We start from the raw sequence: 20741 nt of genomic DNA, 5'->3' as shown, positions 1-20741 counted from the left end.
CCCCTGCCCATATAAAGCGCGCAAAACGAGCCTGATCTCAGTGGCATCCATCATCACCCTCGCCGACGAAGCAAGATATGCGTTCGACAATCTCCTGGAAGGCGTGCTCGGCGGCCCGTCGACCCTGAGGCTTGGCGTCACCGGCCTGTCGCGCGCCGGCAAGACGGTGTTCATCACCGCACTCGTCCACAATCTCATTCACGGAGGGCGGCTTCCGCTCTTCGACGCCTATGCGTCTGGCAGGCTCGCCGGAGCCAAGCTGCAGCCGCAGCCCGACGACGCGGTTCCCCGCTTCGATTACGAATCGCATGTGCGCAATCTGGTCGATGCCCGCATCTGGCCGCGTTCGACGCGGCGCATCAGCGAATTGCGCGTCACCCTGGAATACGAATCGGCGAGCGGCTGGAAACGGACCTTCGGGCCGGGCCGTCTCGATCTCGACATCGTCGATTATCCTGGCGAATGGCTTCTCGATCTCGCCCTTCTGAACAAGAGTTACGGCGAGTGGTCGGCAGAGGCGGTCGCGATGTCCCGCGAGCCGCATCGCCAGGAACTCGCCGCCGAATGGCACCACCGGCTGCAGGGTGTGGATCCCGACGCACCGGCCGATGAATTGAAGGCGCAGGAGCTCGCCGCCGCCTTCACCTCGTATCTGCGTGCCGCGCGTGCCGACGAATATGCGCTTTCGATGCTGCCGCCCGGTCGTTTTCTGATGCCCGGCGACCTTGAAGGCTCGCCCGCCCTCACCTTTTCGCCACTCGACATCTCGCCCGACCGCGACCCGGTGCAGGACAGCCTCGCCGCCATGATGGCGCGCCGCTATGAATCCTACCGAACGCATGTGGTGAAGCCGTTCTTCCGGAATCACTTCGCCCGCCTCGACCGCCAGATCGTGCTGGTCGACATGCTGGCCGCCCTCAATGCGGGACCGGCGGCCTTGCGCGACCTCGAACAGGCGCTGGCCGACGTTCTCGCCTGCTTCCGACCGGGCCGCGCGAGCTGGCTGACCTCGATCTTGAGCCGTCGGATCGACAAGATCCTGTTCGCGGCGACGAAGGCCGACCATGTCCATCGCTCCGACCACGACAATCTCGGCGCCCTGCTGGCACGCCTGACGGACAAAGCAGCCAAACGCGCGGAATTTGCCGGCGCCGAAGTGCGCGTGATGCCGATGGCGGCGGTCCGTGCCACACGCGAGGTGACGGTGACGCGTGGCGGCCGCAAGCTTCCTGCGATTGCCGGAGTGCCGCTGGAAGGTGAAGAAGTCGCCGGTGAAGTCTATGACGGCGCGAGCGAAATCGCCTTGTTTCCCGGTGACTTACCAAAAGATCCGGAATCGATTTTCGAAGCTGCCCGGCAGTTCCAGTCCAGGTCGAGGGATCTCGCAGAGGAAGCCCACGACGACACCCTGGCGCTGCGATATCTGCGCTTCCGCCCCCCGCGGGTGGAGCGGAGCGAATCCGGGCTGAAGCTCTCCCTGCCGCACATACGCCTCGATCAGGCCCTGCAATTTCTTGTCGGAGACCGGCTGCAATGACCGCCTCGGAGACCCGCCGCGCCCCGGAAGCCTTCCGCCTCGACGAGCCCGGCGAAGTCGAGATCGAAGAGGAGGTCTGGGAGGAGCTCGACCCCGAGGAAACGGACGCCGATCGGGCCGTCTCGACCATCATCGAGCCGAAGAAGAACGGCATTCGCTGGGGCCGGCTCGCGGTCGCATCGGCCGGAGCGCTTATGTCTCTCGCCATCGGCATCGCCATCGACGATCTCATACGCAATCTCTTCGCGCGCGCCGACTGGCTCGGCTGGGTCGGCCTGACCTGTCTTGGTCTTTTTCTGCTCGCGCTCGGCGCCGTCGTCGGCCGCGAGATCATCGGGCTCGCCCGGCTCAAGGCGATTGCTCGCCTGCGCCTGACAGCCGACGCCGCCTACCAGGAAAACGATCCCGACAAGGCGCGCAAAGTGGTCAAGGAGCTGATCCACCAATATGCCGACCGGGCAGATACGGCCCAGGGTCGCCGGCAGCTCAATGAGCATCTCGGCGCTGTCATGGATGGTTCCGATCTCATCCGCCTTGCCGAGCGCGACCTCGTCGCAACGCTCGACCAGCGCGCCAAACAAGCGATCTCGACGGCGGCGCAGCGCGTCTCGGTGGTCACGGCCGTCAGCCCCCGCGCCCTCATCGATGTCGCCTATGTGTTGATCGCCTGTCTCGGTCTCATTCGCCGCGTCGCCGGCATTTACGGCGGCAGACCCGGCCTGATCGGTCTCATGCGCCTGACGGGTGCCGTCGTCAGCCATCTCGCGGTGACGGGAACGATCGCCATCGGTGACACGCTCCTCCAGCAGGTGGTGGGTCAGGGTCTCGCAGCCCGCCTCTCGGCCCGCCTCGGGGAAGGCGTCGTCAATGGGCTGATGACGGCCCGCATCGGCTTGTCGGCGCTCGACGTTTGCCGGCCGGTGCCGTTCGTGGCGCAGCCTAGGCCGCGCCTCAAGGATCTGGCGGGCGACCTGATTTCGTTTTCCGCCTCCCGCCAGGAGGTCGTCGCAACATCCCCACGAAATGCTCGTAGGGTTAACGAATGATTGGCATTTGGCTCCTAGGCTGATCACCAGTTCAGGCCACGCTACATTCGGAGCCATTGATGTTGCGCGCTTTTTTCGTTGCAGCTCTTGCAATCTGCATCCCTGCGCTTGCCCCTCAGCCGGCGGCAGCCGCCGACGAGGACGCTGTTGCCTTCATGGAGCGCTTCGGAGGTGAATGGCGCGGCAGCGGCCGTCTTTTGATCGGTCCGGAAAGCGGCCTTCGTTTCCATTGCGCGCTGAACGGTGATCCGAGCCGCAGCATGATGGCCTTCGGAATGACCGGAAAATGTTGGACCGGTTCGCTCTCCGCCCCGGTTTACGCGAGGCTGCGCTACAACGGCGACCAGAAGCGCTTTTTCGGTTCCTTCATGGATGGCGCGGAGGGCGATGGTGCCAACATCGTCGGCGAACGCGACGGCGAAGGCTTCATGCTGAAGCTGATGCGCGGCGAACTCCAAGGGCTCTTGGATGCCGAACCGGCAGGCGAAGGGAAAATGACCATCCTCCTTTCGCTCTATGATCCGGCCTCGCGACGCTCTATTCCGGTTGCCGCAATGGGATTTGCGAGAGCCGGCTCTGATTCTCTGCCGATCTACGATCCGGCCATTACGGGCTCGATCGAGTCGAGCAACAAATAGAGGACATAGAGCCCGGCTTTTTGGGAATCTTCACGTTTCGCCCTCACCTTCCGGCGATCGGAGGGGAAGCCGTATGTCAACCGCACAATCGTTGGAACTCGTCGTTAAGTCCGAACCTGAAGATCAGGCTGAGCCTCTCGCTCCGACAACCGCACCCGCGCTCGAAGCAACGATCGTTGAAGGTGCCGCCGCGCTGCTGTCGCTCACGTCCGATTGGCAAAGGCTGATCGATGCCTCTCCTCGAGGCCGAATTTTCCAGACCCCGCAGCATCTGGCGATATGGGCGGAACATTTTGCGAGCGATCCCAGAGTCGGTTTCAAATGCGTCGTCGTTCGCCGCAACGGTAAGGTCGCGCTGATCTGGCCTCTCGCCTTCTGGAAAATAGGCCCATTGCGGCTGGCGCAGACGGCCGGCGCACCCGTTGCGCAATACGAAGACATCCTGCTCGAACACAACGAGGAGGCTGCATCCCTCTTCGCTCCGGCCCTCGCCGAAGTGGAGCGAGCCGGCATCGATCTCATCCTCATGGAGCGCGTGCGTGCCGATTCCGCACTCGCCTCGGTGCTGCCGCCCCAGGTCGAAGCACTGAGTGAGGAAGACGCTGCGCCCTTCGTTGACCTTTCCTCGGGCGACGTGGAGAAGGTGCTTGCCTCCCGCAAAGGCAAAGTCAAACGTCACCAGAGAAAGCGCATTGCAGCGCTTGCCGAAGAAGGTGAGCTCCGCCTCGAAGTGGCGCCCGATGGTCCGACGACGCGGCAATGGCTCCGCGAGGCGACCGAGATGAAGCGTGCATGGCTGACGGAAAAAGGCCTCCTAAGCCGCGCATTCCTGGACGAGCGCACCAATCAGTGCCTGGAAGCCTTCGCCGAGCGCCATGGCGGAGCCGACGTGGAAACCGGCATGACCGCCTCGCGGCTGACGGTCGGGGGACGCCCCGCCGCAACAGAGATCGCCTATCGCCTAGGGGGCGACTATCTCCTTTTCCTCGGAGCCTTCGCGCCGGAATATGGCCGCTTCGGCCCGGGCAATGTGCTGACGGAAATGGTTCTGCGCTGGTGCGTTCAAAACGGCGTCACACGCTACGACATGCTGCCGCCACGCTACCGCAACAAGCACGAATGGGAGACGGGTGAGGTCGTCGTGCACGATTTCGGCGTACCGCTGAGCTGGCGTGGCCAGTTCTACCTGCGTGCCGTCTTGGGCTACGGCAAACCACGGCTGAAGCGCTTGTATTACGCCCTGCCTCTGCCGTTGCGCTCCCGCCTGGCCAATCTGATGCTGCGCCTCTAGCGGGCTTCACGCACGCGCCAAAGGCTCCTGCAGGACAGAACTCACGACACAAAAAAGGCGGCCGAAGCCGCCGATTTTCTTCAATCGCAAGACTGCCCCTCGCCCGCTTCGCAGCGGTCGATCGAGCCTCGCCGTCTCAGATGACGCCGAGCTTCTTCTGCAGTTTCGACGAAGACGTCGTGTACTGGAAGACGACGCGCTCATCCGGAGAGATGTAGTGCTTGGCGGCCTGCGCCATCAAAGCCGCCTCGTGGAAGCCCGAAAGGATCAGCTTCAGCTTGCCCGGATAGGTGTTGATATCGCCGATGGCGAAGATACCCGGCTCGGAGGACTGGAACTTCTCCGTATCCACCGGGATGAGGTTCTCGTGGAGATTGAGACCCCATTCGGCGACAGGGCCGAGTTTCATCGTCAATCCGAAGAACGGCAGCATGCGCGTGCAGGAGACTTCGATCTCGCCGTCCGGCGTCTTGAGAACAGCCGCCTCCAGGCTTCCGTCCCCGCCCTTGAGCGCAGTCACCTGCCCCTGCTGGAACGTCAGCTCGTGCTTTTCCTGAAGCGCGAACATCTTGTTGACGGAATCCGGCGCGGCCCGGAATTCCGGGCGCCGATGCACGAGCGTCACGCTCTTCGCGATCGGATGAAGGTTCAAGGTCCAGTCGAGAGCCGAATCGCCACCACCGACGATCAGGAGATCGTGGTCGCGGTAATCCTCCATCCGCCGCACCGCATAGAAGACGGAGCTGCCTTCATAGGCTTCGATGCCCGGGATCGGCGGACGCTTCGGCTGGAACGACCCGCCACCGGCAGCAACGACGACCGCCTTCGCTTTGAGCGTGGTCCCGGCATCGGTCCTGAGGAGGAAACCGCCATCTTCGGTCCGCTCGAGCTCGGAGACCATTTCGCCGAAATGGAACTCCGGATTGAACGGAGCGATCTGCTCCATCAGTTTTTCGATGAGCCCTTGTGCGGAAATCTCCGGCCAGCCCGGAATGTCGTAGATCGGCTTCTCGGGGTAGAGCTCGGCACACTGGCCGCCCGGACGATCGAGAATGTCGACCAGATGACATTTCAGATCGAGCAATCCGAGCTCGAAAACCGCGAAAAGCCCGACAGGTCCCGCCCCGATGATCGCGACGTCGGTTTCAACAAGCGTTCCAGTCATGCTTGGCGCTCCGGAATGGTGACGACGAGTCCGTCCAACTCGTCACGAACTCTGATCTGACAGGACAAGCGCGAGGTCGGCCGAACATCGTAGGCGAAATCCAGCATGTCCTCTTCCATCGGCTCCGGAGAGCCGGTGCGCTCGAACCATTCCTCGGCGACAAAGACATGGCAGGTCGCGCAGGCGCAGGCGCCGCCACATTCAGCTTCGATTCCGGGAAGGCCCTGCTTGAGAGCGGCTTCCATCACAGTGGAGCCATTTTCGGCGTCCACCTCGTGGCGGTCGCCGTCCAAACCGATAAAAGTGATTTTTGGCATGATCGATCCGTGTTGCGCCGCACGGGTTTAGGGACGCGGCGGGCGATGTCAAGAAGGGCACAAAACGGGTGCCCGGATGTCGCAGGTGAGCCCTGGCTCAGGTTCGGGCGAGATAGCGCACAACCTCTTGCACGGCGGCTTCGAGCGGCGCAAGGTCGCAGCCCTGGGCTTTGAGGCGTTCTTCGGTGAGACTTGCTGCCAAAGCCAGCCTTTCGGCGCCGACATTGCGGGCCAGGCCCTTGAGCGCGTGCACGCGCTCGCCGCGAGCGGATGAGGTCTTCGCCTCCTTGATCTGATTGAGAAGCCGGTCCGCCTCGGTGACGAAAAGCGCCAGGATCTCAACCTTCAAAGCCTCATTGTGCATCGTCTGCCGGTCGAGATGGGCCTCATTGAAGATTGCCGCTTCCTCCGCCATGGCCTGTTCCTTCGTGCGAGCGGATGGTTTTACCCCCAAGAGCCGGGTGGCGTCCGCTTCCGCCACGCAGGTGCCCCAAAATAGCCCGAATCTTAGCCCGCTACATGCACGATAGGCTGCAGCACATTCATATTGTTCATGAAACAAGTGCACAGAAACGGGAAACACCGCGATTCCGGCTTCTCAGGCCGTTACATAAATATTAGGATGCATTCACCCATTTTGATGGGAAGGCGCAGCTGTGTCCTCGTCGACACGGCTGCGTTCAGTATCGGGCGGCGGCGGTTCTACAGCCAAGGGGGTGGCAGGAATCGTCCAGAACGGGTGACCCCTGCATATGTCACCCTCGCATGCCGGCAGAGACTGGCACGGCGTCCGTTGGAGTGGTTGCGTACGGACCGGAGCGAATGTCATGGGTAAAATACCAAAAGCGGAATCGACCGAAGCGGCTCTGTCGGCGGTCGAAGAAGCGCTGAGGATCGACTTCGGCGCCGCAGCGAACAGTCCAGCGAGAGCTTCCGGGAGTGCGAAGGCGGCGAAGCCCGTACCTGCAGACAACGGCCGCTCCAAGAAAACAGAAGCGCCCACAAAGGCCGAAAAGCGTGCCGAGACGGAATCGTCCCGCAGCAGCGAGCGCAAGGCGCGACGCGCGGCCAACGACGACGTTCGTTCCATCGGCAATCTTCTCTATGCCCTGCAGCGACGGCCTTCCTATGCGCCGTTCTGGACCGCACTTCTCATGTCGGCCGTATGGGCCGGTCTCGGCACAGCCTTCGGCATGGCCCTGTGGAGTGATCAAATCGCGGCGCTCAATTCGATCGAGCAGCTCCGCGAGGCGCCGCATCTGGTGGCGCTCGGCGTCGCGATCGTCGTCCCCGTCCTCCTCTTCTGGGTGATGGCGCTGATGATCTGGCGCTCTCAGGAGATGCGCATCGTATCGCGCACCATGACAGAGGTGGCGCTGCGCCTTGCCGAGCCTGAAAACATCGCCAAGGAATCAATCGTCACCGTCGGCCAGGCGATCCGTCGCGAGGTCGCCTCGATGGGCGACGGCATCGAGCGGGCGCTGGCGCGCGCCAGCGAACTCGAAGTGCTGGTGCAAAACGAGGTCGCATCTCTGGAGCGCTCCTACACCGACAACGAGATGCGCGTCCGCCGTCTCGTTGACGAGCTCGTCAACGAGCGGGAGGCGATCCTGCAGAACGCCGACCGCATCAAAGCGGCGATGGGCGGAGCGCACGAGACCCTCACTTCCGATCTCGCAAAGACCAGCGACCAGATTCTCTCTACCGCCGACGAAGCCGCACGCCGCATTGCCGATCTTCTCGTCGAGCGCACCAAGAACGTCACCGTCGATCTGTCCCGGGCGGGCGACGATTTCGCCACATCTATTTCGAGCCGCACCGAGAGCCTGCTGGAACGCATCAATCAGGTGAGCGGCCAGATCGGCGACACGATCGACCACCGCGGCGAAGAACTCGTCGGCCGTCTGAACCGCAGCCAGTCGGAAGCTACCGAGAGCTTTACCGAACGCGGCAGCGAGCTTCTGGAGCGCATCCGTGCCGCCAGCGAAGGCTTGAACGAGCTCATCGCCTCCAAGGGCGGAGAACTCAACGACCGCATCGTCGAGGCGCAGGACCGGCTCAACTACACACTGACAGAGCGCTCCACCGCGCTTCTTGAAAACCTCGGTCAGTCGAGCCAGCGCATCGAAAACGCCATCCTGGTCGATGGGCCGGCGCTTGCCGAACGCATGTCGAGCCGCGGCGAAGAGCTTGCCGAACGCATGACGTCGAGCAGCGACCACCTCACCCGTCAGCTCACGGAGACCGGCGAAGCGTTGACCGGCCGTCTCGTCACGAGCAGCGAAGAATTGACCGGCCGCCTCCTGTCCAGCAGCGAAGAGCTGAGCGGGCGGATTACGACGTCGAGCAAGCAGTTCACAGACAGGATTTCCTCTACCGGCGAAGAGCTCATTTCGCGGCTCGAGACCGGCGGCGAAGATGTCGCCGCGCGCATCACGGCAAGCGCCGATGCGCTGAATGACCGGTTGGGCACCACGGGAGCCGATATCGCCGGGCGCATCACCATCCGCGGCGACGAACTCGTCGAGCAGCTCGGCGCACGTGGCGATGCGATCGCCGACCGGATCGGAGAAAAGACCGAGGAAACCGCGAGCCGCCTGGAGCGGGCGAGTGACATCGTCGTCAACACGCTCGATACCCGTTCGCGCAACGTCATCGACCAGCTCGGGCAGACCGGAAAATCGATTTCGGTTGCCATGCACACCGAGCTCGAAGGCGTCACTCAACGCCTCACGGACGCGGAGCGCCGGCTGTCGACGACCGGCGAGCGTGTCGCGGGCACCGTGGAAGAGCAAGTGGGTCGCATCGAGACCGGCTTCGATCAGAGCGCAGATCGCCTGAAGAGCCGTCTGTCGGAGATCGAGGAGACCGTCAAAGGCTCCGCCATTCGCCTTGAAGAAGCCGGCGACAATGTCGGCGAACGCCTACGCCAGAACATCGACGTCAATGTCGAGCGTCTCGCGGGCCGGCTCTCGGAAATGGAAGATTCGGTGCGCGGATCGGCTGAGCGCCTGGTGGAAACTGGCGACGACGTCGCCCGCCGCCTCGGCACCAGCATCGACGGCAACGCCGACCGGCTTGCCGGCCGTCTTTCGGAGATGGAGGATTCCGTCAGGAGTTCTGCCGATCGCCTGGAAGAAGCCGGCAACGGCGTGGCCGAACGCCTGCGCCAGAATATCGACGTCAATGTCGAGCGTCTCGCAGGCCGCCTCTCCGAAATGGAAGGCTCGGTCCGCGGCTCGGCCGACCGTCTGGTGGAGACCGGCGACGACGTCGCCCGGCGCCTCGGGGCAAGCCTCGACGACAATGCCGATCGCCTCGCCGGACGTCTCGCGGAGATGGAAGATGCACTTCGCAACTCCGCCGGCCGTCTCGAGCAAGCGGGCGACAGCGCGGGCCAGCGCCTGCGTCAGAACATCGACGTCAATGTCGAGCACCTCGCCGGCCGCTTGTCGGAGATGGAAACCTCGGTTCTCGCCTCGGCGACCCGGCTTGAGGAAGCCGGCGAGCGGGTTTCGGAACGGCTCGGCTCCAGCCTCGACAACAATGTCGATCGCCTGACGGGCCGCCTGTCCGACATCGAAGACACGTTGCGGACCTCGGCCGGTCGTCTCGAGGAAGCCGGCGAACATGTCTCCGGCCGACTGCAGCGCAGTGTCGACGGCAATGTCGAACGCCTGAATGTCCTCTTCGACGATCGCGGCAATACGATTTCGGAAACGCTCGACCAGAAGACGGCGATGCTGTCGACCGTGCTCGGCGAGCGCGGCCAGGCTCTCGGCGCCATGATCGACGGTCACGTCGCTCAGGTCGGAGAAACGCTCGACGGCCGCCTCGGCGGGTTCGAGACGCGTCTCAAGGAAAGCGCCGAGAACGTTGCGGTCCGCCTCGCCTCTTCGGCCGAGACGATCGAGATGGCCGTCTCGGCGCGACTGTCGAACTTCGAAAACCGCGTCACGGCACGCATCGGCGAGGTCACACAGGAATTCGGCGAACGCGCCGATGGTCTCTCAGAAACGCTCGATGATCGCCTCGGACGCATCAACACGGCGCTCGACACACGGGCACGCCAGATCAGCGACACGCTGGTGGCGCGGACCCGCGAAATCGCCACGGCCTTCAACGAAGGCCAGTCGGAGATGACGACGAGCCTCGACGCACGCCTCGGCGAACTCGGCGAGACCCTGACCAGCAAGACGCAGGAGCTGACCGAGACGATCGCCAGCCGCATGATCGACGTCAATGCGAGCTTCGGTGAGCGCCTGATGGCCGTGGAGCATAGTTTTGCCGACCGGGCGAACTCGCTGCAGGCAACGCTCACGGGGACGAGCGACGCACTCAACGAGAAGACCGAGACGCTGAACAACATGCTGACCCAGCGCCAGAACGAGCTCGCTTCGGTCATCGATTCGCGTTCGTCGATCCTTGTGGAGACGATCGAGAACCGCGGCCGGTTCGTCATCGACGGCCTGGAAAACCAGAACCGCATCCTCACCGACACCTTCGGCACGCAGGCAGAGAGCTTCGTGGAAGGCCTCGAGGGGCGCACCCGCGACCTCACAGAGGCGCTGGACAGCCGTCGCTCGGGCCTCATGGAGGATCTCGAACGGCAGCGTGACAGCCTCTTCGAGGGCATGGAGGATCGCAGCCGCAACACGGCCGATGCCATCCGCGCGACGAGCGAGGAATCGCTCACCCGCCTGGACGACAGTGCCCGCGCGCTCCTGTCCAACCTCAGCACGCATTCCCACAACATCATCGATGCAGTGACCGGCACCAACGCCCGCTTCCGCACCGATATCGATTCGCTGCTGACGCGGATGGAAGAAACCAATGCACAGCTGACGGAAGTTCTGGGATCGAGCGGAGAGCAGCTTTCTGCAATCGAGAGCAACCTCGCCGGTCAGGCGGAGAGCTTGCGCAACGCCCTTTCGGCGGCAGCGCAGGACACCTCGACCTCGACCTCGATCCTCTCAGACCAAATCAAGACGCTGCGCGATGTGTCGACCCACGTGTTGCGCGACATCACGGCAATCGCCTCGCAGTTCGACAGCCAGTCTGAATCGCTGTCGGAAGCCGGACGCATGCTCGACGAGGCCAACCGCACGATGGAAGGCCGCATCAGCGGCTCCACCGAGGCGTTGGAAGCGATGGCGCAGGGCCTCACAGGTCAGGCGGCTTCTGTCGAAGAGCAGCTGACGCGCCTCACGGCGATGCTTTCCGATACGCTCGGATCGGCCGAAGAGCGCATCAATTCGGTCGCCGATTCCTTGAGCTCGCGGGCATCTCTGTCGGCGCAGCGGGCGACCGAAGAGCTGGCTCAGAGCCTGGGGGCCGCGGAAGAGCGGGTGAGCGCGATCGCAAGCTCCCTGACCTCCACGGCGTCCGATTCGGCCCGCCAGGCCGCAGAGGAACTCGCCGCGAGCCTCGCGGAGGCGGAGGAGCGCATCAACGCCATCTCCGGCTCGCTCAGCACGCGCGCCGCCATGTCGGCCCGTCAGGCCGTGCAGGAGCTCGCTGAGAACCTTTCGCAGGCGGAAGAGCGCATTGCCGCCCTCACCGGCTCCCTGTCGTCTGCAGCTTCCGATACGGCCCGCAGCACCTCGGAGGAGCTGGAGCGGACGATCGGCTCGGCAGAAGAGCGCGTTGCCTCTCTCGCGGAATCCTTGAGCGCCAAGACGTCGATGTCGGTGCAGACCACCTCGCAGGAGCTGGAGACGACCCTGACGGCGGCCATGCAGCGCATCAACGAGGTTGCCGATGCTCTGAGCGCCCGGGCGGCGCAGTCCGCCACCGGCGCTTCGGAAGAGCTGGAGCAGACCTTGAGCTCGGCCGAACAGCGCGTCGCCCAGATCGCCCAGGCGCTCGGCCGCCGGGCCGAGGAAGCGGCCCGCGCCGCCATCAGCCAGTTCGAGACGATGCGGCTTGCCGCCATCGCCGAAGGCCAGCGGACGGTGGAGAGCGTGGAACAGGCCCGCGCTGAACTGAGCGAACGCCTCGCCGACGTGACGAACGGCTCCGACGAGAAGGTCCGCGCGGCAAGCGAGCGGCTCATGTCGGAAATCTCCGAGGCCGTCGAAAGCGCCACAGAGCGTTTCGCCGAGACCGCGGAGAAAATGCGTCATGCCGCCCGCGACATGAAGAGCGAGCTTGAATCGGCACGCGAAGATCTGCGCCGCGGCGTCAAGGACATGCCGGAAGAAGCCCGTCACGCTTCGGAGGCGATGCGCCGCGCCATCACCGAGCAGATCGAAGCGATCTCGGCTCTGACCGATATCGTCTCGCGCCGCGAAGGTGCTGCAAAGCGCACCGCCCAACCGGCGGCGACCGCGCCCCGGCGTGAGGAACCCGTCGAGGCAGCACCGCAGCCGCGCAGCCTGCCTCGTGCCGCAAATCTGGAGACGGAAAGCACTTCCGACCGCGCCCCGATCACGCCGCGCTCCACTGGCACGGCTTCGGCAAGCACCCCTGCGGCACCTGCGGCAGCGCCTGCGTCTACGCCGACCCCGGCTCAGCCCGCAGCTCAGCAGACCCAGTGGAGCGAGCGTTTCGCCCGTCCCGCAGCGCCGCAGCCCGAGCCGAAGCCGGAACCGCGTCCGCAGGGCGAGCGTCGCGGCTGGGTCGCAGATCTCTTGCGGCGCGCATCGAGCGACGAAAGCGAATACGACACCGGGCCGGAGCCTGCCTCCGCCCCGACGCCTCAGCCCGCTCCGGCCACTCAGAACGCGACGCCGGGCCGCTCGCCCTCCCAGATGGTGGAAAGCCTCAACTCGCTTTCCGTCGACATCGCCCGGGCGATCGACCACCAGGCCGCAGTCGAGCTGTGGGAGCGCTATCGCAAGGGTGAGCGCAACGTCTTCACGCGGCGGCTCTACACGATCCAGGGCCAGAAGACGTTCGACGAGATCCGGCGCAAATACGAGCGCGACGGCGAATTCCGCCGTGCGGTCGACCATTACATCGCCGATTTCGAGAAGCTTCTCGACCAGCTGGCGAAGCGCCAGAAGGATCCGGCGATGGCGCAAAGCTACCTCGCCTCGGACACGGGCAAGGTCTACACCATGCTCGCGCACGCGGCCGGCCGCTTGAGCTAAAGCAAGCAATCACGAAGACACGAAAGGGCGGCCACGAGCCGCCCTTTTTGTTGTCTGCAAGGGGCCAGGAGAACCTTGAGGCCCGGCGATACTATTGCCAGGGAACGTTATGGCCAGGCGACGCTAAGGACGGCGTCGAGGGAGCACCATTTAAGCCTTTCGGACCTGCGGCCCCGCAAGGCCCAAAGACCGTCAGCCCGGTAGTGTCACAATGATCGGATCTCGATCGGTGGCGACGATCGTGTGCTCGTACTGCACCACGGGGGCGGAGGGCTCACTGTAAAGTGTCCATCCGTCATCGCCCTCGGCAGCCCAGAGACCGCCCTTCGACAGGAACGGCTCGACGGTGAGCACGAGCCCCTTGTTGATGCGCCGCCTGTCGCTCCGCGTCGGCCAGGTCGCGATTTCCCCGGGGTATTCGTGCAGGGAGCGGCCCACCCCATGGCTGGCGAGATTGCGGATGAGCGTATAGCCGCGCTGCGAGGCGAAGTGCCCTATGGCATCTCCGATGGCCGCGAGCGGCCGTCCGCTGCCGACCTGCGCGATGCCGATCTGCATGGCCCGCTTACCGTCTTTGCAGAGGCGCTCCAGCGAGTGCTCGACGGGTCCCACACGAAATGTCGCCCCGGTATCGGCAAAATAGCCGTTCTTCGAAGCCGAAACGTCGATATTGACCAGATCACCTTGAGCGATCACCCGGTCGCCAGGAATGCCGTGCGCGATTTCCTCGTTGACGCTGATACATGTCGCGCCCGGGAAATCGTAACAGCTTTGCGGCGCCGACACCGCGCCCTCACGCTCGAGAAATGCCTGACCGATCTCGTCCAATTCCCTGGTCGTCATGCCGGGCTCCACCGCTTTCGCCATCGAGCGCATGGCATTGGCCACGATCCGCCCGATTTCCTTCAGCCCGTCCAGTTCGTCTTGTTTGGTGATCGTCACGCTTCGGATCTCGTGGGGGAAGAAAAATCACATGGCGGCAGCACCGGCGATCTCCCGCCGGGAGGACTGAAAACGCGGCGCCCTAAACGCTCGTCAGCGTCCAGTTGGCGATCTCGGCAAACGCCTGATCCATCGCCTGGTTGAGGCCGGCGACGATCGCTGCATTGTCGTTGCTTGCGACGGGGCTTTCCGCATGCACGACGCGCGAGGCGACGACGCGGCCGTTGCGGTCGTTGAGAAGTTTGACGTTGAAATCGGCGACAGCGACGCCGTTCCTGAGCTCGAAGGCGCGCACGTCGAGGACGATCTGATAATCGATCAAAAGCCCCTGCCCGGGCAGGCCGACGGCTTTCACACGCCCCGTATTCTGCAGCGTCTCCATGAGCCGCGCCTGCAACAACCGCGGCAGCGTGTCGGGCCAGGCTGCCCCCGGCAGGTAGGCGAGTTCGGCAGGCGTCGGGCGTGCCGCAATGCGCGTCGTGTCGAGGCTTGCCAGAGCGGCAGGCACCGGAACCAGAATCTGCGCAGATGTGCCGGCACGCACGGAGACGTCCTGCGGCGCGGTCAGATCATAAATGGAATCGGGCGTCTTCGGCAGGACGGCACAGCCGCCGAGCAGCAACAGCGAGACGAGCGCCGCAGCACCGGCCGCACCTCCGAAGTGGCGCCCGCGTTGAACGTGGCCCGTCCCGATGTCCTTGCGCATCTTCATCCAATCGCCCTTGCGATCTGTCCCACAAGGGGACTTTGCAGTCATCGTCGCCATCATCGCTGCAATCATCGTCTTTGGCCGCGATAAGTGGGCGCATTGTCTCCGCCGAAGATCAAGCGGCCCGGATTTTTCTCAAGTTCGGAAATCAGCGAATCCAGCCTTGATACGGTTCGCCGGCCCTCGTTCACGAATTGGCGGATATCGGCAAGTCCTCGGCTGGAAAAATCCGAGGCCCCGGAGCCGATCGTCTTCGCCTGTTCGTTGAACGTCGCCGCAGCCGTCTGGATTTCGGCAAGCGTTGCCCGCGCCTGGGCGATCAGCCCCTGCCCCTCTTCGCTCGAGGCGGTGTCGTCGAGTGTCCCCAAAAGCCCTTCGGCCTTCGCGCTCAGCACACCGAGGCGATCGGAAACCTGCCGGGCATTGGCAATGATGACGCGAATGTCCTCGCGCGATTCGTCGACCGTCGTTGCAACCCGGTTGATGCTGTCGACAGTGTCGGTGATCTTCTGAGGATCGACGCTCGCCATGACCTCGCTGGCATCGTTCACCATCGTTTGGACCTTCTGCGGATCAACCGCAGCAAGCACATTATCGGTCTGACGGCTGACCGAGGCGAGACGCGTCACCAGCTCGTCGATCTGCTCGCGCCGCGCCTTGAGCGTCGCCGCTAGGTCGGACACGCCTTCGACGGTGGTGCGTACACGCTCGGGGTCGATGGCGGCGCTGATGCGATCGACATTGTCGACGGTCGCGGAAATCTTCGCCGGGTCGACGCTCGCCACGATCGTTTCGGCCTGATCGACGACGCTGCGCACGCGCTCCGGATCGACGGCGGCCAGCACGTCATCGAGGCGCGTGCTGGCCGCCGAGAGCCGCGTGACGAGCTGGTCGATGTCTTCCTGCCTGGCGCTCAGCGTCGCAGCGAGATCGGATGCGCCCTTGACGGCGGTGCGCACCTGTTCCGGCTCGATAGCCCCGCTCACCCGGTCAATATTGTCGAGCGTGCGTGCGAGCTTGTCAGGATCGATAGCATCGAGGATTGGGCCCGTCTTAGCCTGGACCTCGCCGACGAGTATGTCCGCCTTTTCACCGACACTGCGCATGCGGTCGGAGAACTCGCGCACGTCGTCGGAAACGCCGGAGAGATTCTCGACGAACTTGCGCACTTCGGCGCTCGTGTCTCCGAGCGACTGGCTGAACTCGGCGACGTTGTCGACTGTTTGGGAAATCTTGTCAGGCTGCACGGCCGCAAGAAGTTCATCCGCCTTGGCGACAATGCCATCGAGCTTTCCCGACATGCCGGCCATTCCATCCGCGGCGCGCGAGACAGATTGGATCAAGGTCGAGATCTGCTCCGAATTCTGGCTCAGCGCTTCAGAGAATGTGTCGATGTTGCCGATGATCCGGTTGATGCCATCCCGATTGTCGGCAACGATCCCATCGAGGGAATCGAGCGTGGATTCCGCCCGTCCGGCAATCTCCCGGGCAGAGGCCATAAGATCCTGCATATTGGACTGCTTGGCAACGAGCACCGGAACCTCGTCGTCCGTCTGCTCCCACACGTCGGGCTCGTTCGCCGAGCCGCCCACCATTTCGATATAGCCGACACCGGTCACGCCCTGGAACCCGAGCGAAACTTCAGTATCGGACTTGATTGGCGTATTCGAGCCCACCGCGACGCGCACATAAACGCGCGACGGATCCGTTGGATCGATCTCAAGAGCCTTCACGTCGCCCACCTTGATGCCGTTGAAGAGCACCAAAGCCCCCTTGGTGAGCCCGGTGATGGAGCCGGAGAAGACGATGCGCAGCGGCTGCTGCTCCTGCGAGCCCTCCGAGCTTGCCATCCAGTAAATGAAGCCGAAGGCTGCAACCAAAACAGCAAGTGTGAAGGCGCCTATGACGGCTGTATTGGCTTTGCTTTCCATGTTTATCGGCTCACTTCCGAAAGACCGGCCGCCCGCGCGCGCTCGCCGCTGAAGTAATCACGGACCCAGGGGTGGTCGAAGCGCTCCATCGCCGCGATGTCGCCTTCGACAAGAATGCGTTTTTCTCCGACCACGGCAATACGGTCGACGATGGCATGCAGAGTGTCGAGATCATGGGTTACCATGACGACGGTCAAACCCAAAGTCTCGCGAAGATCGGCGATAAGGCGATCGAAAGCCGCCGCCGAAATGGGATCGAGCCCAGACGTCGGCTCGTCTAGGAAAACAATCTCCGGGTCAAGGGCGAGTGCACGTGCAAGAGCGGCGCGCTTGATCATACCGCCGGAGAGTTCTGAAGGATATTTGATCCCGTCCGCGGCTCGCAGCCCGACGAGTTCGACCTTCATCGTCGCCAGAATTTCCATCAGAGGTTCCGGAAGATCGAGGTATTCGCGCATCGGCACCATGATGTTGTCGGCGACGGTCAATCCCGAGAACAAGGCACCCTGCTGGAAGAGAACGCCCCATCGGCGCTCGAGCTCCGGATTGCCCCCCTCGGTCAGATCATGTCCGAAAGCAACGATTTGCCCTTCGCGGCGTGGCAGAAGACCGAGAATGGCGCGCGTCAGCACCGATTTTCCCGCACCCGACGCACCCACGACCGCAAGCACCTCGCCGCGATAGATATCGAGGTCGAGATTTTGAAGGATCGGCTTGTCGCCGAACCCAACCGTGAGACCGCGCACCGAAATGATCGGTTGCTTGGCTTTGCCGCCGCCGTGTCCGTCGGGTCGTTTGCCGCTTTTGTTGGACGTCTGCTCCATCAAGACCTCAAAAGCCGATCGCGGCGTAGAAAACGGCAAACAGCCCGTCGACGACGATCACCATGAAAATCGCCTTCACGACGGAGGCGGTCGTCCGCCGACCGAGTGATTCCGCACTGCCCCCAACCGCCATGCCCTCGGTACAGGCGATGAGACCGATGATGAGAGCCATGAAAGGCGACTTGTAGAGGCCAGACAGGAGGCTCGACATATCGATGGCGTCGTGCAGGCGGGCGATGAAGGCGTCTGGCGTGATGCTCGAATAAAGCCACAGCATCATCATGCCGCCGCCCAGCGTCGCCAGCGCGGCGATGAAAGACAGCAACGGCAAAACGATCAAAAGCGCCAGGATGCGCGGCAAAATCAGAACGCTGATCGGGTCCATGCCCATCACCCGCAACGCGTCGATCTCCTCGCGCATCTGCATTGAGCCGAGTTCCGCCGTGATCGCGCTGCCCGAGCGGCCGGCAACCATGATGGCGGTCAACAAGAGCGAGATTTCCCGCAAAGCGAGAATGCCAAGGAGATCGACGGAAAAGACCTCGGCCCCGAAATAGCGCAGCTGGAAAGCCGACTGCTGGGCGAGGATGGCGCCAATGATGAAAGACATCAGCACCACGATCGGCACCGCACGAAGCCCGATCATCTCCATCTGATTGATGATCGCATAAAACCGAGCGGAGCCCGGATGCAGGATGACGTGCAAAATCTCGAGAATGACCGAGCCGAGCATGCTGATGACGCGTTTCGCATCAGCGGCGATCGACAGGACGGTCTGCCCGACATCGACGAAGAGGGTCTGCTTTTTGGGATGCGGCAGCGTCTCGTCTGCTTTAACTGCCTCGCGCACGCGGGCGATCAGGGTCTCGCGCCCCTCCTCCGCGCCGACATAGGTGACGTCCCGGCCCGATTGCCGCCAGGCCTTCTCCAAACGCACGAGAAGAAACGCGCCTGCCGTGTCGAGCGTCTCAAGGCCGGAAAGATCGATTTCCAGACGGCGCGCACGGCTGTCCTCATCGCCCGCCGCCTTCTGCAACGAGCGGTCGATATTGGCGGCCTGGTCGATCGCCCACACACCCTTGGGCCGCAGGACAAAACGCTCGCCGACCAGTTCGTAAGAGAGATCGGACGTCATAACCTCACGTGACGTAACAACAGCTGACGCTGCCTTTGCAGCGTGCTAACGGTGCGGCCTTCATCGGGCGGACTTTGCCCGCACCGCATGGGCATCACAAGCGCAACGAGGCCACACATTTCAAATGATTGAGCGTCCTTATCTTATTTTCCTCGGCGACGTCCCGGACAAACTCGCGGCCAAGACGGCCTATGGGGTCGTCGACTGGAGCCGAGAATGGTGTGTCGGTCAGCTGCGTCTCCCCGGCTGCCAGGCCGATACGGGTCTGAAGGATATGACGATTGCCGAGGCGGCCGAAGCTGGCGCCCGCACTCTCATCATCGGAGCCGTCAATCCCGGCGGTGTGTTGCCGGAGCATTGGACATCGACGATCGTGGAGGCGATCGAATCCGGAATGGATATCGCAAGCGGCCTGCATGTGCGGCTTGCTTCGGTCGACGCGATCCGCGAGGCAGCTGAACGCAAGGGCGTCAAGCTCCACGACACACGCCACGCAGATCGCCGCTTTGCCACGGGCAAGGGCACGAAGCGTCCCGGCAAGCGGCTCTTGACCGTCGGCACCGACTGCTCGGTCGGCAAGAAATACGCAGCACTCGCCATCGATCGCGAGCTTAACGGACGCGGCGTCGACTCGACCTTCTGCGCAACCGGCCAGACCGGCGTCATGATCTCGGGGCGAGGCGTTGCGATCGACGCTGTCGTTGCCGACTTCATCTCCGGCGCGGCTGAATGGCTCTCGCCTGCGACCGAGCCGGATCACTGGCAGATCATCGAAGGGCAAGGTTCGCTCTTCCACCCCTCCTTTGCAGGCGTCAGTCTCGGCCTCCTACACGGTGCACAGCCGGACGTCTTCGTCGTCTGCCACGAGCCGACGCGCACGAAGATGCGCAATGTCGAAGCGCCGATTTCGACGATCGAAGCGGTGATCGAGGAAACGATGCGGCTCGGGCGGCTCACCAATCCGGCGATCGCGCCGCTCGGCATCTCGATCAACACACAGGCGCTCTCTGAAGAAGATGCGAAAGCCTGTCTCGCAGAGGCGGAAGAACGCTACGGGCTGCCGGCCTGCGATCCGATCCGCACCGGCGTCGCCAATCTCGTGGACCGCCTTCTCAAAGAGTTCGTCGCATGAGCCTGTCGCTCGATCTCGCCGTCGAATCCTGGCCGATCGCCGGCAGCTTCACGATCTCGCGCGGTTCGCGCACCGAGGCGAAGGTCATCGTCGCACATCTGAAGGACGGCCCCCATACCGGCCGGGGAGAATGCGTCCCCTATCCGCGTTATGGCGAGACGGTTGAAAGCGTCGCGGAGCAGATCCGCGGCGTCGATCTCGACGGGCTCGACCGCGAGAATCTCAGAAAGCGGCTGCCGGCCGGTGCCGCGCGCAACGCGATCGATTGCGCGTTCTGGGATCTTGAAGCCAAGCGCGACGGCACATCCGCCGCGGATCGCTGCGGCCACATGGTCGCCCGCCCGCTGGAGACCGCCTACACCATCTCGCTCGGCAGCCCGAGCGACATGGCGAGCGCCGCCCACCGTGCGGGTCACAATCATGTGCTCAAGCTGAAGCTCGGCGGAGAAGGCGATGCGGAGCGCGTCCGCGCTGTCCGGGCGGCGATGCCCCATGTTCCGCTGATCGTCGATGCCAACGAATCCTGGAGCGAGCACAACATCCTCGAAAACATGCGCGCCTGCGCAGAATCTCACGTCCAGCTCATCGAGCAGCCGCTGCCGGCGGGCGAAGACGAGATGTTGCGAGAGATGCCGCATGTGGCGCCCATTTGCGCCGACGAGAGCCTTCACACGCTCGCCGATCTCGACGGCCTCACCGGCAAGTACGACGCCGTCAACGTCAAGCTCGACAAGGCCGGAGGCCTGACAGAAGCTCTGGAGCTCGTCCGCGAGGCGCGCCGGCGCGGCTATCTGATTATGATCGGCTGCATGGTGGGCACGTCGCTCGCGATGGCGCCGGCCGTCATTCTCGCCCAGGATGCCGATATCGTCGATCTGGACGGCCCTCTCCTGCTGGCGCGGGATCGTCAGCCCGGCCTCGTTTATGTCGGCGCGCTCGTCGAACCCCCGACACCGCAACTCTGGGGCTGAGGCCTGAGA

At 63.6% G+C, this 20741-nt stretch carries 15 protein-coding genes; 7 read left to right on the top strand and 8 right to left on the bottom strand.

Features of this window, described 5'->3' with window-relative positions; translation table 11 throughout:
• Positions 1-40: 40 nt before the first annotated feature.
• The 4 genes from J2R99_RS13300 to J2R99_RS13285 all read left to right on the top strand — a co-directional run bounded on the left by J2R99_RS13300 (position 41) and on the right by J2R99_RS13285 (position 4512).
• The gene (locus J2R99_RS13300) at positions 41-1537 is read left to right on the top strand and encodes a YcjX family GTP-binding protein (protein ID WP_370872369.1); all 1497 of its coding nucleotides are present in this window, start codon (positions 41-43) and stop codon (positions 1535-1537) included.
• Positions 1534-2583: a YcjF family protein gene (locus tag J2R99_RS13295; protein WP_307154926.1), complete on the top strand. Its 1050-nt coding sequence runs from the start codon at positions 1534-1536 to the stop codon at positions 2581-2583. The genes J2R99_RS13300 and J2R99_RS13295 overlap by 4 nt, the downstream gene beginning before the upstream one ends.
• Before the next feature lie 59 nt (positions 2584-2642).
• Positions 2643-3221 carry a hypothetical protein gene (locus tag J2R99_RS13290; RefSeq protein ID WP_307154925.1) on the top strand — a complete coding sequence of 193 codons (579 nt, stop codon included), beginning with the start codon at positions 2643-2645 and terminating at the stop codon, positions 3219-3221.
• Positions 3222-3294: 73 nt separating this feature from the next.
• Positions 3295-4512 carry a GNAT family N-acetyltransferase gene (locus J2R99_RS13285; protein ID WP_307154924.1) on the top strand — a complete coding sequence of 406 codons (1218 nt, stop codon included), beginning with the start codon at positions 3295-3297 and terminating at the stop codon, positions 4510-4512.
• A 136-nt stretch (positions 4513-4648) separates the two neighbouring features.
• On the opposite strand, the gene J2R99_RS13280 is transcribed toward J2R99_RS13285, so the two are convergent.
• The 3 genes from J2R99_RS13280 to J2R99_RS13270 all read right to left on the bottom strand — a co-directional run bounded on the left by J2R99_RS13280 (position 4649) and on the right by J2R99_RS13270 (position 6409).
• Positions 4649-5677 carry an NAD(P)/FAD-dependent oxidoreductase gene (locus tag J2R99_RS13280; RefSeq protein WP_307154923.1) on the bottom strand — a complete coding sequence of 343 codons (1029 nt, stop codon included), beginning with the start codon at positions 5675-5677 and terminating at the stop codon, positions 4649-4651.
• Entirely contained in the window at positions 5674-5994 is a 321-nt protein-coding gene (locus J2R99_RS13275; protein WP_307154922.1) for a 2Fe-2S iron-sulfur cluster-binding protein, read from the bottom strand. The genes J2R99_RS13280 and J2R99_RS13275 overlap by 4 nt, the downstream gene beginning before the upstream one ends.
• Before the next feature lie 97 nt (positions 5995-6091).
• Positions 6092-6409 (bottom strand): Hpt domain-containing protein, encoded by a 318-nt coding sequence (locus J2R99_RS13270; protein WP_307154921.1) that lies wholly within the window; start codon positions 6407-6409, stop codon positions 6092-6094.
• A 412-nt stretch (positions 6410-6821) separates the two neighbouring features.
• On the opposite strand from J2R99_RS13270, the gene J2R99_RS13265 reads away from it, so the two are divergent.
• The gene (locus J2R99_RS13265; protein ID WP_307154920.1) at positions 6822-13088 is read left to right on the top strand and encodes an apolipoprotein A-IV repeat region-like domain-containing protein; all 6267 of its coding nucleotides are present in this window, start codon (positions 6822-6824) and stop codon (positions 13086-13088) included.
• Positions 13089-13280: 192 nt separating this feature from the next.
• Here J2R99_RS13265 and map read toward each other — a convergent pair whose 3' ends face one another.
• The 5 genes from map to J2R99_RS13240 all read right to left on the bottom strand — a co-directional run bounded on the left by map (position 13281) and on the right by J2R99_RS13240 (position 18629).
• A complete protein-coding gene (map, locus tag J2R99_RS13260; protein WP_092811243.1) occupies positions 13281-14030 on the bottom strand; it encodes a type I methionyl aminopeptidase in 750 nt (249 codons plus the stop codon).
• Positions 14031-14112: 82 nt separating this feature from the next.
• Positions 14113-14742: an ABC-type transport auxiliary lipoprotein family protein gene (locus tag J2R99_RS13255; protein ID WP_307154919.1), complete on the bottom strand. Its 630-nt coding sequence runs from the start codon at positions 14740-14742 to the stop codon at positions 14113-14115.
• 65 nt (positions 14743-14807) lie between these two features.
• On the bottom strand, positions 14808-16670 hold the full coding sequence (locus J2R99_RS13250; RefSeq protein WP_307154918.1) for an MlaD family protein: 1863 nt from the start codon (positions 16668-16670) through the stop codon (positions 14808-14810).
• A gap of 2 nt (positions 16671-16672) precedes the next feature.
• The gene (locus J2R99_RS13245) at positions 16673-17494 is read right to left on the bottom strand and encodes an ABC transporter ATP-binding protein (RefSeq protein WP_307154917.1); all 822 of its coding nucleotides are present in this window, start codon (positions 17492-17494) and stop codon (positions 16673-16675) included.
• 7 nt (positions 17495-17501) lie between these two features.
• Complete coding sequence (locus J2R99_RS13240) at positions 17502-18629, bottom strand: ABC transporter permease (RefSeq protein ID WP_307154916.1); 1128 nt, start codon at positions 18627-18629, stop codon at positions 17502-17504.
• A gap of 124 nt (positions 18630-18753) precedes the next feature.
• Between J2R99_RS13240 and dgcN the strand changes: the two genes are divergently transcribed.
• Complete coding sequence (dgcN, locus tag J2R99_RS13235) at positions 18754-19761, top strand: N-acetyltransferase DgcN (RefSeq protein ID WP_307154915.1); 1008 nt, start codon at positions 18754-18756, stop codon at positions 19759-19761.
• Positions 19758-20732, top strand: a complete 975-nt coding sequence (gene dgcA, locus J2R99_RS13230; RefSeq protein ID WP_307154914.1) for an N-acetyl-D-Glu racemase DgcA — start codon at positions 19758-19760, stop codon at positions 20730-20732. Before dgcN ends, dgcA begins: the two co-directional genes overlap by 4 nt.
• The last annotated feature ends 9 nt before the right edge of the window (positions 20733-20741 follow it).

The organism is Rhodopseudomonas julia, assembly GCF_030813515.1.
Taxonomy (GTDB): Bacteria; Pseudomonadota; Alphaproteobacteria; order Rhizobiales; family Afifellaceae; genus Afifella; species Afifella julia.
Note: the sequence above shows the minus strand (reverse complement) of the source record. Positions and strands in the feature narration are given on the sequence as shown.

Coding starts and splice junctions, on each gene's coding strand:
- J2R99_RS13280 (WP_307154923.1), bottom strand. CDS start 5,677: ATGACTGGAACGCTTGTTGAAACCGACGTCGCGATCATCGGGGCGGGA.
- J2R99_RS13250 (WP_307154918.1), bottom strand. CDS start 16,670: ATGGAAAGCAAAGCCAATACAGCCGTCATAGGCGCCTTCACACTTGCT.
- J2R99_RS13270 (WP_307154921.1), bottom strand. CDS start 6,409: ATGGCGGAGGAAGCGGCAATCTTCAATGAGGCCCATCTCGACCGGCAG.
- J2R99_RS13240 (WP_307154916.1), bottom strand. CDS start 18,629: ATGACGTCCGATCTCTCTTACGAACTGGTCGGCGAGCGTTTTGTCCTG.
- dgcN (WP_307154915.1), top strand. CDS start 18,754: ATGATTGAGCGTCCTTATCTTATTTTCCTCGGCGACGTCCCGGACAAA.
- J2R99_RS13295 (WP_307154926.1), top strand. CDS start 1,534: ATGACCGCCTCGGAGACCCGCCGCGCCCCGGAAGCCTTCCGCCTCGAC.
- J2R99_RS13275 (WP_307154922.1), bottom strand. CDS start 5,994: ATGCCAAAAATCACTTTTATCGGTTTGGACGGCGACCGCCACGAGGTG.
- J2R99_RS13285 (WP_307154924.1), top strand. CDS start 3,295: ATGTCAACCGCACAATCGTTGGAACTCGTCGTTAAGTCCGAACCTGAA.
- J2R99_RS13265 (WP_307154920.1), top strand. CDS start 6,822: ATGGGTAAAATACCAAAAGCGGAATCGACCGAAGCGGCTCTGTCGGCG.
- J2R99_RS13245 (WP_307154917.1), bottom strand. CDS start 17,494: ATGGAGCAGACGTCCAACAAAAGCGGCAAACGACCCGACGGACACGGC.
- J2R99_RS13255 (WP_307154919.1), bottom strand. CDS start 14,742: ATGAAGATGCGCAAGGACATCGGGACGGGCCACGTTCAACGCGGGCGC.
- dgcA (WP_307154914.1), top strand. CDS start 19,758: ATGAGCCTGTCGCTCGATCTCGCCGTCGAATCCTGGCCGATCGCCGGC.
- J2R99_RS13290 (WP_307154925.1), top strand. CDS start 2,643: ATGTTGCGCGCTTTTTTCGTTGCAGCTCTTGCAATCTGCATCCCTGCG.